Here is a 15928-nt window from a genome sequence, read left to right as displayed (position 1 = left end):
ACTCACCGAGACTCACTGTGAGTCTCGGTGAGTTCCTCTCATATTCTGGCACACTCTGCGTCCACTTTCAATTCGCCGTCCTATTTGACGCTTACTTTCGATATACTAAAGGTTCCCGACAGGGAACCTTTTTTCGTGAATTGCAATATCGCGCGCCGCGATATGCACTGCTGCCGCCCACCCATAAAAGCGCCCCCTGTGGGAACCGCATGTACTGCGGTTCCCACAGGGGGCGTGTGATCAGGCAGCAGAGAGAATTCCATGCCTGCGTGCAGCAGGCTGTGGCATGCCTGATATGCTGTTTAACCGAGCAGCCCCGCCAGCAGCGTAAAGGCTTCCGCACGGCGGATCGTCCGCTCGAGGTGCAGCTTACCGTCCTCATAGCCGCTCAGCATGTCCTTTTCGATCATGCCTGCGGCGCCAGGCTTGGCATATGCGGGGATCGTGGCCGCATCACCGAAGCGGTCGAGCACGCTGAAGTCCTCGCTCTGGATCTTGGCTGCACGCGCAACCATAGTGACAACCTGTGCACGGCTGGCAGTGTCCCGTCCGTGCATCCGTCCGTGTTCGTCACCCTCCATAATGCCCTGTTTGCGGGCAGTTGCCAGAATATCCTTGGCCCAAACCGAGGAGCGGTCGCCTGCGGCGATCGTGCCCTCTTCTGTTACCGGAATATCCATGGTGCCCAGCAGCAGCTTGGCTACTTCTTCGCGGGTGATCGTGTCGTTCGGGCGTACATTGCCGTTTTCATCGCCGCTGATGATGCCGCGGTCGATCAGTGTACGGATGGTCTGATAGGCCCAGTGGTTCTCCGGCACATCTGCGCCGATTACCGGACCGGCTTCGCCATCCACTTCGGCCGTTGCATCGGCCTTGCCGGAATAATCATCAAAATCAGCGGAATAATCCGTCAGGAAATCCTTCGGCTCGTAACCGGCGGCGCCTTCAAATGTGCCCTTGTTCCAAGCTGCCAGCGTAGCCCATACCTGCTCCTGACCGGCGCGCACGGTATAAGAGCGGATCACCGGAATATCGGTTGCCTGTTCTGTCACCGAGGCGTGCAGATCGGTCACAACGCGGACATACCCCGCTTCACCCAGCTTGGAAAGATCGATCGTGCCCGTGCCGTTCTTCAGATCAGCGGAAACACGGTTCTGAACGGTTTTGCCGTCTGCCGAGCTTTCCACCGTGACCTTGGCGGAAGCCGCGCCGGGGAGGGAGACCTCGTACGCAAGGCTCTTGAGCGCACCTTCGGAAGCGCGCCACTCGGTGGTGTGCTTGCCGTCGGTCACAATATGCTTGGGATCAAAGTCCAGCCAGACCACCATTTTGTCCGCCTGCGGTCCCTTGGACTGCGGTGCTGCGTAAATCGCTGCGTTTTCCTTTTCGGTCAGCTTTGCCGTGTAGAAGCGGATCTGGCCGAGGTCGCCGGTCAGCATCGTATGCGTTTTGCCGCGGTTGCGGTCGGACAGCAGATGACGGTGGAAAGAGAAGCCGGCATACATCGAGGAACCCGGCCAGTTTTTGATTTCAGAATCAAAGTCCGGCGGGTCGATCGCGCCCGACTGCTTGGTGTTTTCCCAGCTGGTGCCGCCGGTTGCGCGGTCAAAACCGCCCGTGTACTGCACCCACTTGCCAAGCTGCACACCCGCGCCGGGGATAGCATCGTCATCATTCCAGAAATATTCGCCGTTGTCATTGTCAAACCCAACGCCGTAGGTCACCATACCGGTCTGGCGTACCGCCATGCGGTATAGGTAATTGGTGCCGTAGCTGATGGAAGCGCCCTTGACCAGCAGCGGATTGTGATCCCATTCACCTTCCTTAGCCAGACGATCCACATTGGCCCATACCATGCCGGTCATGCCGTTGTCGATCGTGTAGTTCTGACGGTCGGGGATCTCTACGTAATCGTCCACGCCGTCCAGCGACAGACCGTAGCCGCCGTCATATTTGACCAGCGTCGGGTTGCCGCGGATCAGGCCGTCGTTGCCCTTGCCGGACTGATCCTTGACCACCGGAACGCCCTGCATCGCGCCAAGGATCGAAACCTTCTGCGCAGACGCATCGCCGATCGTCACTTCATATTCGCCGCCCTGTTGGAAGGTATGTGTGAATTCCACGGTTTTGGTCTCGCCGGCGGCGAGCTGTACCTGCTGTGTTCCCATGGTTCTGCCGTTCAATACGAACGGGACGGAGGCTGTGCCGGCTTCGTTGCCGATATTCTTGACATCGGCCTTGACCAGCAGGCGGTCGCTGGTCAGGTCGCTGACCGCGCCTTCACCCAGCTTGACGCGCAGATTACTATACTGATAGGATGCCTTGCGGAAGCCGACTTCTACGGTTTTGGTGAAGCCCGCCATCTGCAGGGTGTGCTTGCCCAGCTCGACCAGCTCGAGCGTGCCGGACAGTTCGAGCGATTCGCCCGGATCGAGCGCAACGACGCGGCTGGTGCCCGGATTACCGAATTGATAGATCCAGCGTTCCTTGCCGTTATCCATGATGCGGAACGCCGCTGCCGCCAGCCCCTTGCCGGTGTTGGTTACCTTAGCGGATACCGTAACCGCACCGCTGGACAGCACGGTATCCGGCGTGATCTTGATGTTGTCAAACTGCAATGACGGCTCGCCGCTGGCGATGGTCACCGCGTCGATCACCTGCTCTGCGTCGCTCTTCAGGCCGACGTTTGCGCAGGTCAGCAGGCCGTCCTTGACGGTGCACTGCAGCATATCGCCCTTGCCGGTAGCAAGGATCTCGGCAAAGTTCTCGTTCGGGCGCTTGTTGTCACCGCCCTTATCGATCTTGCTGTCGCCAATGCGGGCATCACCCTGCGTTACATACAGCGTGCGCGCACCGCGAGCCGGGTCGGCGGATACACCGCGCGAATACACATGGGTATGGCCGGCGAACATGATGTTGACATTGCCTGCCTCTGCGATCGCGGGGATATATTTGCGGGTCAGATCATCCTCATAGGGGTGGTGCATGGTCAGCACGCGGAAGTCCGCATTTTTGGCTTCCGAAGAAGCCAGATCGGCCTTGAGCCATGCCAGCGAGTCATCCACCAGCTTGCGGGTCGCGGCATCCACCTGCCCGCCCGAGGCGGAATTCAGCTCGAACAGTGCCCACGGGTTGCTGTCCATCATCGTAATGTGCACGCCGCCTACGTTGAAGGAAATGTTGCTGCCGCTTTCGTTGGCGTGATACTGCTCCTTCTGGATCTTGGAAACGTATTCGTCAAAATACACGCCGTAGTCGTGGTTGCCGCTGTTGTAGATGACCGGCACATGATGCAGGAAATCACCCGCATTGCGGAACCAGTAGGCAAACTGATCCTTCTGACTGCCGGTGCCCTCTACCATATCGCCGGTGTGCAGGATAAAATGCGGATCGAATGTGCGGATCGCATCCGACACCTGCGAGGCGGTTTCAAAGCGGTGGCTGTCGCTGACAACTGCGAAGCGCAGCTCCTGCGGGTCGGCCGGCAGGGTGCGGAACGAGCCTTCCACTGTCTGTCCGTTTTCCGCCGTGACCTTGTAAACATACTTGGTGTTTTCGGCAAGGCCGGTCAGACGGGCGCGGTACAGATACATCGGCTTGCCTTGAAAGGCTTCGCCTTCTTCCACCCGCACCTCGGTCTCCTGCATCGCATCAGCGGACAGGCCGTAGGACAAAGTGGATTTCATCGGCTGATCCAGCTCCCAGGCAACGACGATACCGTCCGTTTTGGGGGTCAGCAGATAGGGGCCTGCCAAAAAAGAAGACGGTCCGTTCTCTTCATTGACCGCGAGTGCCTGTACCGGCAGCAGGGACAGCAGCATCACCAGTGTGAGAAGCAGGCTGCAAAGCCGTTTGGGCCGCAAAGCATTCTTTTTCATGATATCTCTCCTCTTTCCCTCATGCAGCCGCAGCCGCCGGTCAGTCCCGTTCGGGGGACTGTGCCCGTTTGAAGCGGTCGCAAAACTGCTGGCTGAGTGTTTGGGGGACAATGTCGGCCCGGGAGGAGTCCGGTTCGATCAGATCAAGTGTGCCGAGTGCAGGAAGACCGTCGACCGTACGCGCTGCGGTGTTGACCGGCAGGCGGCAGCTTTTGGCTTCGATAAAGCATTCCTGCCCCCGACGGGACAGGAACCAGTCGACAAAGCGGCGGGCGTTTTCCTGTTCCTCGGGCGGACCGCCGCGCACCAGCGCGCAGGCGCCGATTTCGGCTGCGGTGCCGTCTGCCGGATATTGCAGTTCCACAGGATAGCCGTCCAGCGAGCTGCGTCGTCCGTCATGCGAAAACACGATCCCCACCGCGGCCTCGCCGCGTTCCACCGCGCGTACCGGACCCAGACCGGTGGTCGTGTAAAAGGCAACGCTGCGGTCAAGCGCTTCGAAATACGTCCATGCCGTCTGCCCGCCCCATTTGTGCATCAGCGCCGCCAGAACCGTATAGGAAGTTCCGGAGCTTTGCGGGGACGCCATAACGATCCGCCCTTCGAGCGCGGGATCGAGCAGATCCTCCCAGCTATGGGGATAAGGCGTACCGGTGCGTTCAAACCACACTTGATCGCAGGCAAAGCCGATCACACCGATATAGATCGGGTTCCAATAGCCTGCGGGATCGCAGTATGCCTCGGGCACATTGTGCAGCTCTTCGCTCTGGTACGGCTCGATCAGGCCGCGCTGCGCGGCATTCTCGTAATATTCCGATGTGCCGCCGAGCAGCACGGAAACCTGCGGGTCATCGCGCTCTTGCTCCGCGCGGCGCATCATTTCACCGGCAGACAGGCGCTCGCAGGATACCGGTATGCCGGTATCCTTGGTGAAGGCATGCAGGTAAACCGGCAGCTCCTCTTCCGGCAGCGCGCTGTAAATCGTCAGGCTGCCGGACGGCTGGGACGGTGCGGGCTGCTGCTGTCCGGCCGACGTCGAAGCGGTTCCCACGCGGTTCGGCTCTGTCGGCACCGAGGTGCAGCTGCATAGCAGCAGCGCGGCCAGCACGGCCGCAGCGGCAAGGATTTTTTTGATCCAATCATTCCGATTTGGGCTGAAAAGGCATTGCCCTCCTTTCCTTTTCATTATACCTGCACCCCCTTTGTGCTTCTACCCAACAGCTTATGAGAAATATTTCCGACTGTCCGCAGTTTTTTCTGTTCTTGATTTTTTTACGATATTTTTTTGCTATTTTTCCCGATACGCGGCGCGGTAATCCCGCGGGGACAGACCGGTGCGTTTTTTGAAGATATAACTGAAGTAGTTCGGATCGTGATAACCCACATCAAAGGCGATATCACTCATCCGATCCTGTCCGCTGCACAGCTTTTCCCGGGCGGCATCGATACGCACCCGGGTCAGATATTCGACAAAGGTCTCGCCGGTCTCCTGCGAAAACACGGTGGAAAAATGGTTGGGGCTGAAGCCCACCTCTGCCGCCACTGCATGCAGTGACAAATCAGATTCACCGTAATGTGCGGCGATATACGCCTGTGCACGGCTGATCTCCGCCGCATACCGAACCTTACCGCTCACGGCCTGCCGGCCGACTACACGCCCGAGTGTTTCGGCAGCGCAGGCCAATGTGCCCGAAGGATCGCCTGCCGCGCGCAGCACCTGCTGCGGGTCGGGTGCCCAGTCGGCATCGCCGCCGTCCATCCGCACCGCAGTGACGACCAGATCCATCAGCAGATAATAGCGGTACAGCACGCTTTGGATATCATCCTCCGCCACGCCGCCAAAATATGCATCCAGCAGCGCGGGGATATCCTCCTGCCGTGCGTGGCGCAATTTTTCCTCCAGCGGTGTGTTAACCCGGAAATCAAAGCGTTTTCCCTCGCTGCCGGCCGCAGCCAGATCACCGTAGCCGGCGATGCCGCCGGAAAGCTCGCGGATCTGTTCCGCCGCCTGCTGCGCCTGCCGGTAGGACTGCGCCAAACCGCTCAAACGGTCGGTGCTGCCGCCGATGCCGATGCAGCGGTCAATTTCCAGCACCCGGCGCAGCTCATGGCGCAGGTTTTGCGCCACGGTGTAAGCGCGTTCCCGCACGCTGTCCGCGTCATCGCCCAGCAGCAGCCATACCAGCCGGTCGCTGCCTTCAAAAAACCAGATCACATCTGCCTGCGCTTCAAACAGGTGCTCGGTCAGGGCACGGATCTGTCGGCGCACTGCGCCGTCCGCGCCACATGCCATCTGACAGACCAGATACTGCCGGGCGGTCAGCGCAAGCCCCCATTCGCGCGCACCGTCCACCGCCTGGGCGGTGGACAACCCGCCGGTGACCAGTTCACTCAGAAAATGGCTACGCATAATTTCGCGTTCTCCCTCGCGCCGTTGGTTATACTGCGCGGCAGCACGCAGCATCCGCTGCTCTTCTGTAATGCGTTCCGCGGTCTGGTCGAGCATTTGCAGCAGCTTGTGCGAATCGACCGGTTTCAGAATGTAGGCATCCGCCTGCAATGAAACAGCACGCTGCGCATATTCAAATTCATCATGGCCGCTCAAAAAGATGATCCGCACCCATGGCATTGCCTGACGAACCAGTGCCGCCAGCTCCAGCCCGTCCATAAACGGCATCCGCACATCCGTGATCAGGATATCCGGTTTGACCTCCAGCAGAATGGGCAGTGCCATTTCGCCGTCCGGTGCTTCCCCGGCAAAGCGGAACTGTCCCTCCGCTTTTTCAAGTGCGTTGCGGATGCCGGTGCGGATAATCTCCTCATCATCCACCACAAAAACTTGAAACATCAGTGATCCTTCCTTTCCGGTTCAGGGATGCAGGGCAGCGCAAAGCGCACCGTTGTGCCGCGGTTCGGCTCGCTTTGGATATCCAGCCCGCGGCCACCGTACAGGCGCAGCCGCTGCGTAATGTTGCGCAGTCCGTAGCCGCCCGTGCCGTCGGTTCGTTCCATGCGCTCGCGCAGCGCATGCAGTTCTTTGCTGCTCATGCCAATGCCGTCATCGGCCACAGTAAATACCATCCAATCGTTCTCCTGCCGTCCTGTAATGCGCAGCAAACCGCGTCCGCGTTTGTTTTTGATCCCGTGATAAATAGCGTTTTCCACCAATGGCTGAAGCATCAGCTTAAGCATACGCTTGTCCGCCAGTGCCGGGTCGATATCGATCGTGTAGCGCATGATGCTGCCATAACGCACGGACTGGATCAGCAGGTAGCTGCGCACATGCTGCTCTTCCTTTTCCACGCTGATAAAATCCTGTCCGCCGCTCAGACTGATGCGCAGAAAATCGGTAAACGCCATAGTTACATCGACCACTGCGCGTGTGTTTTCCTCTTCTGCCAGCCAGATGATGGTTTCCAGCGTGTTGTAAACAAAATGCGGCGTGATCTGCGCTTGCAGCGCGCGCAGCTCCGCCTTTTTCAAGGTTTTTTCCTGCTCGATCTGCCCTTCGATCAGGCGTTCGAGCTGCTCAGCCATGCGGTTGAGATCTGCGGCCAGTGGATACAGCTCGGCGACCGCCGGGGCGGGCAGGCGGGCGTTCCAGTCGCCCTTTGCAATGCGCGACGCCATCCGCTCCATCCGCAGGATCGGCCCGTGTATGGCGTGCTCCACATGCCGGTAAGTACGCACCGCCGCTCCCGCTGCACTGACCACCGCGAGCAGCGTAACGGCCGCAAGCAGCAGCGTCAGTCCGCTGATCCGCCGGTTGAGGGCAGCCATTTGGCTGATCGCGCTGACCGAATACTGATCGAGCATGTCCGCGGTTAGTCCGGTCACGCTGGTGATTTCCTGATACAGGCTTTCATTCCGACTGACTGCCGCGCCGTTTGCGGTCTGTTCGCCCAGCGCATCGATATATGCGTACAGCGTATCCACCGCGCGTACAGCGGCGTTCAAATAGGTCTGCTGCTCTTCCGAAGAAGTCTGCTGCATTTCAGCCAGCATTCCATCCAGTTGGGAGAGCAGCGCATACTGGGTGCCGTTGGCAAAATCCGTTCGTCCGGAAATGACATCCCAAATCTCCCCCGGCAGGGTCTGTTCCAGCAATTGCTGGGCATCCGCCGCGCACGAGATGCGGGCGATCACACCGTTGTACTGGTGCACAAACACAAGCAGCAGTACCAAAGTTACCGCAAGCGGAATGGTCAGGCTGAGCAGGATCGCGGTATAAGAGCGCTGCAGCAGCAGACGGATGCTGCCGGCCGTTTTATGCAATGGCTTCATACCGTATCCTCCCCGGTCAGCAGCGTCACCGGTACCGACACCTGTATCGGCGCAGAGTGATCCTTCAGCAGATGCAGCGCGGTTTGTACGGCCTTCTGTGCCAGTGCAGTATTGTCACAAAGGATCACCAAATTGACCTCGCCGTCGGCCAGCCGGCATCGGATCTCCTCTCCGCCGCCAAAAACCGCCAAATGAATGTCCTGCCCGGGCTGTATGCCGTTGTTTTTTAGGTAATCAATCGCACCGAGCGCCATGGCATCGTTTTGCGCCAGCACCAATGTCACGTCAGGGTATTCCTGCACAAAGGTTTCCATGATCTCGCGCCCACGTGAGCGCAGATCATCTCCGCACAGGCTGTATTTGAGAAGTAATTCGCTTCCTTCCAATCCCTCGCGGAACCCGCGGGAAATCTCCTGTGCACTCGAAGCATTCAATGTGCCGTACAGTTCTGCAGCGGTACCGACGCTCTGTCCGCGCAGCCAAGCCGCCGCACGGTGCGCACCTTCCCGATAGGGAAAGCTGACGCTGCTGACAGCCTGATACCCGTCCCGGTGGTGCAGCCTGCGATCCACGGTGATCACCGGGATTTGGGCATCCTCTGCTTCGCGCAGCACGTTTTCCCAGCCGCTTTGCACGATCGGTGAAAACATAATCACATCTACCCGGTAAACGATTAGTGCGCGGATCGCGTCGATCTGTGCCTGCTGGGTGCGTTCGGTGCGCATGATCATACAGTCAAAGCCGTTTGCCTGCGCCTGTTCTTCCAGCAGGCGGTACTGCTCATCCTTCCAGTCATCCTCCGAAGCCGGACATACGATCCCCATTACCGGCATGCGCAGCGGCGCAGCCGTATATTCATGCGCACGACACCACGCCAAAAGCACGGCAGTGCACATCAGCAGCACTGTTGCGGCACAAACCCGTTTTTTTCTCCATTTTCCCATAAGTACTCCTTTTGCAGCAGCGTTTTAACTGCCGCGATCCCGGCCGGTCCACATTCTGCCGCCATCAATTGGGCAATGCGGAGAGTTTTCTTTCAGTATAAACGTCTGTCGCACAAATAGCAAGCGCCGTGCAGGGGCTGTGATCTGTCCATAGTGCGCAGACAATATGCCCCTACCGTATTTTATCCATTCTGCACAATTCCGCATCTGAAATTTCTACCTTACGGTCGGGGGCTTTGGCGGAAAAACGGTGGGCGGCGCCCGCTTCACCCGCGCAAAACGCTTTTTCAAAAAAGTTGCAATTTTCGTGCAAATATGCTATCATTACCCATCTGACGCCGAAACTTCTTCTTTTGCCTGCCATCAGAAAAAGGTTCTCGCACTGGTGCTCGCGTTCGCTTGCGCGTTCACGATGTTCGCCGGTGCGGCATTCACGGATTCGGCTGACATTAAGGCAACCGAAGCTGTGGATATGCTCACCGCTCTGGGCGTGATCGACGGCTATGATGACGGCTCTTTCAAGCCCGAAGCAACCATCACCCGCGCTGAAGCGGCGAAGATGATCTACACCATCCGTTCGGGCGGCAGCACGGACGCTTCCGCTTACGAGAGCGTTCCGACCAACTTTAAGGACGTAAATGGCCACTGGGCTGAAGGCTACATCAAGTACTGCCAGACCATGGGCATCATCTCCGGCAAGAGCACTACCGCGTTCGATCCGAACGGCAAGGTAACCGTTGCGGAAGCTGCCAAGATGGCGCTTGTTACTATGGGCTACCGTGCTGACAAGGCGAACCTGAATGGTGCAGCCTGGATGATCAACACCCTGAACCTCGCCAACGACAACGACCTGCTCAAGGACGTAAAGGGTGCGGTTTCTGCTGCAGCTTCCCGTCAGGAATCTGCTCAGCTGCTGTACAACACCGTTGGTGCTGACTGTGCGGTTTGGTCGAACGACAAGGAAACCTTTGTTAAGGATACCTACACCATCGGCGGCAACAACACTGCTAACTACACCGTAGGCAAGAAGTACCTCGGCCTGCAGGAGTGGATCGGTACCTTCACGGGTAACGACAAGACCGGCGCTGCTTCTAAGGATGACTACATTGTAGTAAACGGCGCGATCGACGGCAACGGCGCAAAGGCGAATGCTGCGTTCGAGTATGCTCTGGACATCAAGTACATCGGTGAAGAAGTTTCTGTTCTGTTCAAGGACGGCAAGGGCGGCACTGATGACAAGCTGGACGACAAGGATCTTATCTACGGCGTATATGTAACCGGTGGCACGACCGTTTACAACATTGCCAAGGATGATCTGCAGAATGCAGATTCCGGCAAGATCAAGTTCGGTGACGAGAACCACAAGGCTGAAGCGAGCATCGACGTTTACACCAACTATGTTGATACGAATACGCAGAAGGCTGTTGCCGCATTTGACGAAGGCGGCGAGTTTGCGGTTCCGACCGGCGACACCATCAAGTTCATTGAGAGCGATGGCAAGATCGCAGCTGCTTACATTGTGAACTCGGTTATTACCAATGCTATGCTGCAGGGCATCACCCGCCAGCTGGGACGTATGAAGGAGATGCTTTCCGACCTGCGCAAGAATGATTACGCGCACGGGCGCGGGGAGAAATACACCGTTACGCGCGGACGTGATATGAAAAATCTGCTTTCGGGTGAGTTGGTGCTGCTGGCCTCCCCTGACACGATGCCGCTGTTTCTGCGCAAGTACTATGCGAATGGGCTGCTGCAATACGTAAAGCGTGAGCGTGTTCACAAAGGGCATGGCGATATCATCGTCTGTCTGGATGAATCCGCCTCCACGGAAGGCGAAAATGCCGCGTGGGGCAAAGCGCTGGCACTTGCCGTGCAGGACGTCTGTGCGCACGAAGGGCGGAAGTATGCGCTGATCCACTTCTCCGGGGCAGATGAGCTGCGGACGGACCGGTTTCTGCCGGGGCAGTATACGGCTGATGATCTGCTCTCCGCTGCCGAACATTTTTTTGACGGCGGGACGGATTTCGAGACGCCGCTCCGGGAGGCGCTGCGGCTGATAAACGAGGAAGAATTCGAGAACGCGGATATCCTGTTTATCACGGATGGGCGGTGCGCTGTATCCGATGGGCTGGCTGGGCAGCTGCAGGAGGCCATACAGAATGCCCGCTGCACGGTGATCTGTTTGCTGCTGGACGCGGACAGTCCGGGGATGATGTGCGGTGTGGAGCGATTTAGCGAACGCCTGCTGCGGCTCAGTGACATGACAAAAGACGATGCGGAGGAGGTGGTTTGGCGGATTTAATTTGACCGACCGGAATGAAATAAGGGGATGATCCGCCTCTGTCAAGGTGGATCAGAGAAATAATGAAATATAGCGCTGTTTTGCTCGCCGATCCTGAAGAAGGGAACGGCGAGCTTCGTTATACAGTGAATTATGCCTTGTACTTTTGCACTAGCTGTCTGGGTAGATGATATGCTTGCTGGTTTGATTTTGATCATTGTATAAAGATTGTTGGCATCGATTCCATTTAGGTTGACTCGGTTTCAAGAATAGTTCCAAGGGGGATGAAAATCCATCTGACTTCGGACGAGGTTCAGTATTTTTATTACGTTTAACTTCCCTGGACATGAAAAACTTATATTTCTGTTGGAGAATGTAAAGATTACTTACCATATTCTATAAGAATATAGGAAGAAAGCGGGATGGGGAGAGGATTGGTGATTAATTTTGATGAGTTGTTGGAAGCTCAACAGGAAAGTGGTGTGGAAAATAATGATGGTTGGAAGCTGTGGTGAGATTTCGTGTAGAAAGTCGGATCAGTGCGTTAGAATAAGGATAAAATTTTGGTACTAGAATTAAAGTAGGGCGATAAGGTTGCAAAATGATGGAACTTGTAGTATCATTCTAATGTATATAGCTACATTTAAATAAATTATGTTTTTTCAATATTCTTGTCTCAAAAAAGCAACTGACATAGAACTGGAACGGAGAGGTTAGATTGTATGAAAGGCATTATATTGGCAGGCGGAAGCGGAACCAGATTGTATCCGTTAACCATGGTAACCAGCAAACAACTGCTACCCATCTATGACAAACCAATGATTTATTACCCGCTATCGACGCTGATGTTAGCAGGCATTCGCGATATCCTGATTATCTCTACACCGACCGATCTGCCGAATTTTGAGCGGCTGCTTGGCGATGGGAGTCGGTACGGTATCCATTTGTCCTATAAGGTGCAGCCCTCGCCGGACGGTTTGGCGCAGGCGTTTACACTGGGTGAGGAGTTCATCGCGGGTGATGCGTGCGCGATGGTGCTGGGAGATAATATTTTTTACGGCGCAGGATTGAGCGAGCGGCTTGCGACGGCGGTACATAACGCCGAAAATGGACAGGCTACGGTGTTCGGCTACTATGTTAACGACCCAGAGAGATTTGGCATTGTAGAGTTTGATGATGAGGGGCATGTGATATCGGTGGAAGAAAAGCCCGAGCAGCCCAAATCCAATTATGCGATCACCGGCCTGTATTTTTATGACAATCGTGTGGTGGAATTGGCCAAGCAGGTCAAGCCTTCAGCGCGTGGAGAGCTGGAGATTACTGACCTCAACCGTTTGTATCTGGAAGCAGGTAACCTTAATGTGCAGCTGCTTGGTCGTGGATATGCATGGTTGGATACTGGTACGGTGGATTCAATGCGTGAGGCATCGGATTTTGTAAGAGCAGTGGAAAGTCGAACCAGTGTACAGATTGCTGCGCTAGAAGAAATTGCCTATCGTAATGCTTGGATTAATAAGTGTGAACTGCTGGAATCGGCGATCGCTTACGGAAAATCACCCTATGGGACATATCTATTCAAAGTGGCAGAAGGGAAGTTTTGATGGTGAACTACTCCAACAAACAAGAATATGTAATGCCCCATGAGCGGTTGTTAACGATTGATTTACTTAAGATAGGTGCAGTGCTGATTATTTTTGCATTTCACTGTAATATGCATTTGGGCGTCGAATTTTCATTTCTTACACCGTTTATTTCTCAGGGTGCGGTTGTAATGGATCTATTTTTCATAGTATCGGGTTTTACACTTTATTATAAATATCAATCTGACACATTGCTTGATCAAAAAGAAATTATGACTTTTTATTATAAGCGATTGGCAGCTATATACCCGCTGTATTTGCTTATTCTTGTAATTTTCTTTGTAATCGGTACCGAATCAATTCAGCAGAAAATAATAACACTTCCCATCGAACTATCATTGCTACAATCATGGTTTAGTGGATTGTTTTCTTTTTCGCATAATGGGGGAACATGGTTTCTCTCCTGTCTGGCAGTTTGTTATGCGCTATATCCCTTGGCAAGAACTTGGATTTATCAGCTCAACCAGAGAAAACGAATGGCACTATTGATTATAATTTACCTGATTTGTGCATCCACCCCCTTTATTACAAGCGAATTAGCATTACCCAATATGTATTCAAGTCCGTTGTTGCGATTTTTACAATTTTTAAGTGGAGGAATACTTTTTGAGATGGTAAAGGGAAAAAGTGGGGAAATAGGGGGCGAGACATATGCATTGTGAGTGGAATTTGTTTCGGATTGGTGTATTTCGTTAGTGTATTTGCTCGGAATGACTATAGAGTGAATGAATATATTTCCTATGGATTTATCACATATCCTCTATTCTGTTTTATGGTTGTATATGCATTGAAAACGGAAAGCATATTTTATAGAAAATATGCCTTCAAAAAGCATGTGAAGAAAATTTCTTCATACGCTTATGCTGTTTTCATGGCACAATTTTTTGTGTGGAACCCTACAAAGCAGATCGTTTTACGTTATCCTACAGTGTTTAAAAATTATACGAGTTTTAAAATCTTTTTATTGGCAGGGATTATCTGCTTCGTAATAACACTGATTTTAAGTGAGGGAATTGAAAAACCATGTTTTCGGTTTCTCACAGCAAGAACTATTGCAATAAATGACAGGAAGGTCAAAGAAGAATGAAGATTTTGGTGACTGGCGGTGCTGGGTTCATTGGCGGCAATTTTGTACACTATATGCTGCGAGAGCATCCGGAAGATGAGATCCTTTGTGTGGATGCGCTGACCTATGCGGGCAATATGGAAACGCTTGCACCTGTGATGGACAACCCGCATTTCAAGTTTATCAAGGCAGATATTGCTGATCGTGAGGCGATTTACGCTATCTTTGAACAGGAAAAACCGGAGGTTATCGTTAATTTTGCGGCGGAGAGTCATGTGGACCGTTCGATCGAAAACCCAGCCATCTTTTTGCAGACCAATGTGATGGGCACGCAAGTGCTGCTTGATGCCTGCCGTAAGTATGGTATCCAGCGCTACCATCAGGTTTCGACTGACGAAGTATACGGAGACCTGCCGCTTGACCGGCCTGATCTGTTTTTCACTGAGGAAACGCCGATCCATACGTCCAGTCCATATTCTGCGTCCAAGGCATCGGCTGACCTGCTAGTACAGGCGTATCATCGTACTTTTGGCGTGCCGGTAACGATCTCTCGCTGCTCGAACAACTACGGCCCTTATCACTTCCCGGAGAAGCTGATCCCGCTGATGATTGCCAATGTGCTGAACGACAAGCCGTTGCCGGTTTATGGCGATGGCAAGAATGTTCGCGACTGGCTGTACGTTGAGGATCACTGCTCGGCAATCGATCTGATTATTCATAATGGGCGTGTCGGCGAGGTGTACAATGTCGGCGGTCACAATGAAAAGACCAATTTGGAAGTTGTACAGCTGATCATTGCGGCACTCGGCAAAGGCGAGATCCAGTTTGTCCGCGACCGCGCCGGTCATGACCGCCGCTATGCGATCGACCCGACCAAAATCCATAATGAGCTGGGCTGGCTGCCGAAAACTAAGTTTGCAGACGGCATTCAGAAGACCATTCAGTGGTATCTGGACAATAAATCGTGGTGGGAGAATATCATTTCTGGAGAGTATCAGAATTACTATGAACGGATGTACGGTGAGCGCTAAATGGTAATAACATGGGTTGAAAAAATATATCGTTATCGTTGGTTGTTGCAACAGTTAGTCAATCGTGATTTAAAGGTCAAATATAAAAGATCCTATTTGGGATATTTATGGAGCTTGTTAAATCCACTTTTGATGATGTTTGTCGTTTCGTTGGTGTTCTCTCATGTATTCCGGTTTGAAATAGAAAACTTTGCGCTTTATTTATTGTGCGGTCAAGTGATGTTCAATTTTTTCTCTGAATCTACATCAATGGCAATGAATTCAATCTTGCAGAATGCAGGACTGATTAAAAAGGTATATGTGCCTAAATATATACTGCCCTTGGCAAAGGTTTGTTCTAGCTTTGTTAATTTGCTTTGGTCGTTATTGGCGGTGCTCATTATGTTTTTGGTTTATCGTATTCCTTTTTATGTAACGACTCCGCTTGCGATTATCCCGCTGATTTATGTGTTCTTGATTTCTTATGGTGTGGGATTATTTATGTCAGTACTAGCCACTTATTTTCGTGATATGGTGCATCTTTATGGCGTTTTTTTGCAGGCATTAATGTATCTTACACCGCTCTTTTATCCAGCAGATATCCTGCCGGATAAAATTCTATTATTGGTCAAGTGCAATCCAATGTATCATATTGTAACTTATTTTCGCGATGTTGCATTATATGGAAACTTCCCATCCCTGCGAGATAATTTAGTGTGCATATTGTTTTGTGCACTTTCGCTATTGCTTGGTGGGTATGTATTCCGAAAATATCAGAAAAACTTTCTTTTATATATCTGAGCATGGCAAAGGAGAATTGCATTT

Annotated in this window: 11 protein-coding genes; 6 read left to right on the top strand and 5 right to left on the bottom strand. The window is 53.6% G+C overall.

Going from position 1 to position 15928, the window contains the following annotated elements; all coding sequences use genetic code 11:
• Positions 1 to 302: 302 nt before the first annotated feature.
• From T363_RS0108605 to T363_RS0108585, 5 genes are all read right to left on the bottom strand, one after another.
• The gene (locus T363_RS0108605) at positions 303 to 3878 is read right to left on the bottom strand and encodes an S-layer homology domain-containing protein (RefSeq protein ID WP_031475104.1); all 3576 of its coding nucleotides are present in this window, start codon (positions 3876 to 3878) and stop codon (positions 303 to 305) included.
• Positions 3879 to 3918: 40 nt separating this feature from the next.
• The gene (locus T363_RS0108600) at positions 3919 to 5064 is read right to left on the bottom strand and encodes an ABC transporter substrate-binding protein (protein ID WP_051643181.1); all 1146 of its coding nucleotides are present in this window, start codon (positions 5062 to 5064) and stop codon (positions 3919 to 3921) included.
• Positions 5065 to 5166: 102 nt separating this feature from the next.
• Entirely contained in the window at positions 5167 to 6726 is a 1560-nt protein-coding gene (locus T363_RS0108595) for a response regulator transcription factor (protein ID WP_031475102.1), read from the bottom strand.
• Complete coding sequence (locus T363_RS0108590; RefSeq protein ID WP_031475101.1) at positions 6726 to 8162, bottom strand: sensor histidine kinase; 1437 nt, start codon at positions 8160 to 8162, stop codon at positions 6726 to 6728. The genes T363_RS0108595 and T363_RS0108590 overlap by 1 nt, the downstream gene beginning before the upstream one ends.
• A complete protein-coding gene (locus T363_RS0108585) occupies positions 8159 to 9106 on the bottom strand; it encodes a substrate-binding domain-containing protein (protein WP_031475100.1) in 948 nt (315 codons plus the stop codon). The genes T363_RS0108590 and T363_RS0108585 overlap by 4 nt, the downstream gene beginning before the upstream one ends.
• Positions 9107 to 9491: 385 nt before the next feature.
• On the opposite strand from T363_RS0108585, the gene T363_RS0108580 reads away from it, so the two are divergent.
• The 6 genes from T363_RS0108580 (at position 9492) to T363_RS0108550 (ending at position 15904) form a co-directional block, all read left to right on the top strand.
• Positions 9492 to 11408, top strand: a complete 1917-nt coding sequence (locus T363_RS0108580) for an S-layer homology domain-containing protein (protein ID WP_154658780.1) — start codon at positions 9492 to 9494, stop codon at positions 11406 to 11408.
• Between the two features lie 701 nt (positions 11409 to 12109).
• Entirely contained in the window at positions 12110 to 12988 is an 879-nt protein-coding gene (rfbA, locus tag T363_RS0108570; RefSeq protein ID WP_031475098.1) for a glucose-1-phosphate thymidylyltransferase RfbA, read from the top strand.
• The gene (locus T363_RS0108565) at positions 12988 to 13689 is read left to right on the top strand and encodes an acyltransferase family protein (RefSeq protein WP_031475097.1); all 702 of its coding nucleotides are present in this window, start codon (positions 12988 to 12990) and stop codon (positions 13687 to 13689) included. The genes rfbA and T363_RS0108565 overlap by 1 nt, the downstream gene beginning before the upstream one ends.
• A 59-nt stretch (positions 13690 to 13748) precedes the next feature.
• Positions 13749 to 14114, top strand: a complete 366-nt coding sequence (locus tag T363_RS0108560) for a hypothetical protein (RefSeq protein ID WP_154658778.1) — start codon at positions 13749 to 13751, stop codon at positions 14112 to 14114.
• Positions 14111 to 15124 carry a dTDP-glucose 4,6-dehydratase gene (gene rfbB, locus T363_RS0108555; protein WP_031475095.1) on the top strand — a complete coding sequence of 338 codons (1014 nt, stop codon included), beginning with the start codon at positions 14111 to 14113 and terminating at the stop codon, positions 15122 to 15124. Before T363_RS0108560 ends, rfbB begins: the two co-directional genes overlap by 4 nt.
• Positions 15125 to 15904, top strand: a complete 780-nt coding sequence (locus T363_RS0108550) for an ABC transporter permease (protein ID WP_031475094.1) — start codon at positions 15125 to 15127, stop codon at positions 15902 to 15904.
• Positions 15905 to 15928: the final 24 nt, after the last annotated feature.

The organism is Agathobaculum desmolans ATCC 43058, from assembly GCF_000701665.1.
In the GTDB taxonomy this organism is placed as follows: Bacteria; Bacillota; Clostridia; order Oscillospirales; family Butyricicoccaceae; genus Agathobaculum; species Agathobaculum desmolans.
The sequence above is the reverse complement of the archived record's forward strand: the minus strand, read 5'-3'. Positions and strand labels throughout refer to the sequence as shown.

Bases quoted from the DNA above. Each gene is read 5' to 3' on its own strand.
- T363_RS0108565 (WP_031475097.1), top strand. From the start codon at position 12,988: ATGGTGAACTACTCCAACAAACAAGAATATGTAATGCCCCATGAGCGG.
- T363_RS0108600 (WP_051643181.1), bottom strand. From the start codon at position 5,064: ATGAAAAGGAAAGGAGGGCAATGCCTTTTCAGCCCAAATCGGAATGAT.
- T363_RS0108590 (WP_031475101.1), bottom strand. From the start codon at position 8,162: ATGAAGCCATTGCATAAAACGGCCGGCAGCATCCGTCTGCTGCTGCAG.
- T363_RS0108550 (WP_031475094.1), top strand. From the start codon at position 15,125: ATGGTAATAACATGGGTTGAAAAAATATATCGTTATCGTTGGTTGTTG.
- T363_RS0108585 (WP_031475100.1), bottom strand. From the start codon at position 9,106: ATGGGAAAATGGAGAAAAAAACGGGTTTGTGCCGCAACAGTGCTGCTG.
- T363_RS0108605 (WP_031475104.1), bottom strand. From the start codon at position 3,878: ATGAAAAAGAATGCTTTGCGGCCCAAACGGCTTTGCAGCCTGCTTCTC.
- rfbB (WP_031475095.1), top strand. From the start codon at position 14,111: ATGAAGATTTTGGTGACTGGCGGTGCTGGGTTCATTGGCGGCAATTTT.
- rfbA (WP_031475098.1), top strand. From the start codon at position 12,110: ATGAAAGGCATTATATTGGCAGGCGGAAGCGGAACCAGATTGTATCCG.
- T363_RS0108595 (WP_031475102.1), bottom strand. From the start codon at position 6,726: ATGTTTCAAGTTTTTGTGGTGGATGATGAGGAGATTATCCGCACCGGC.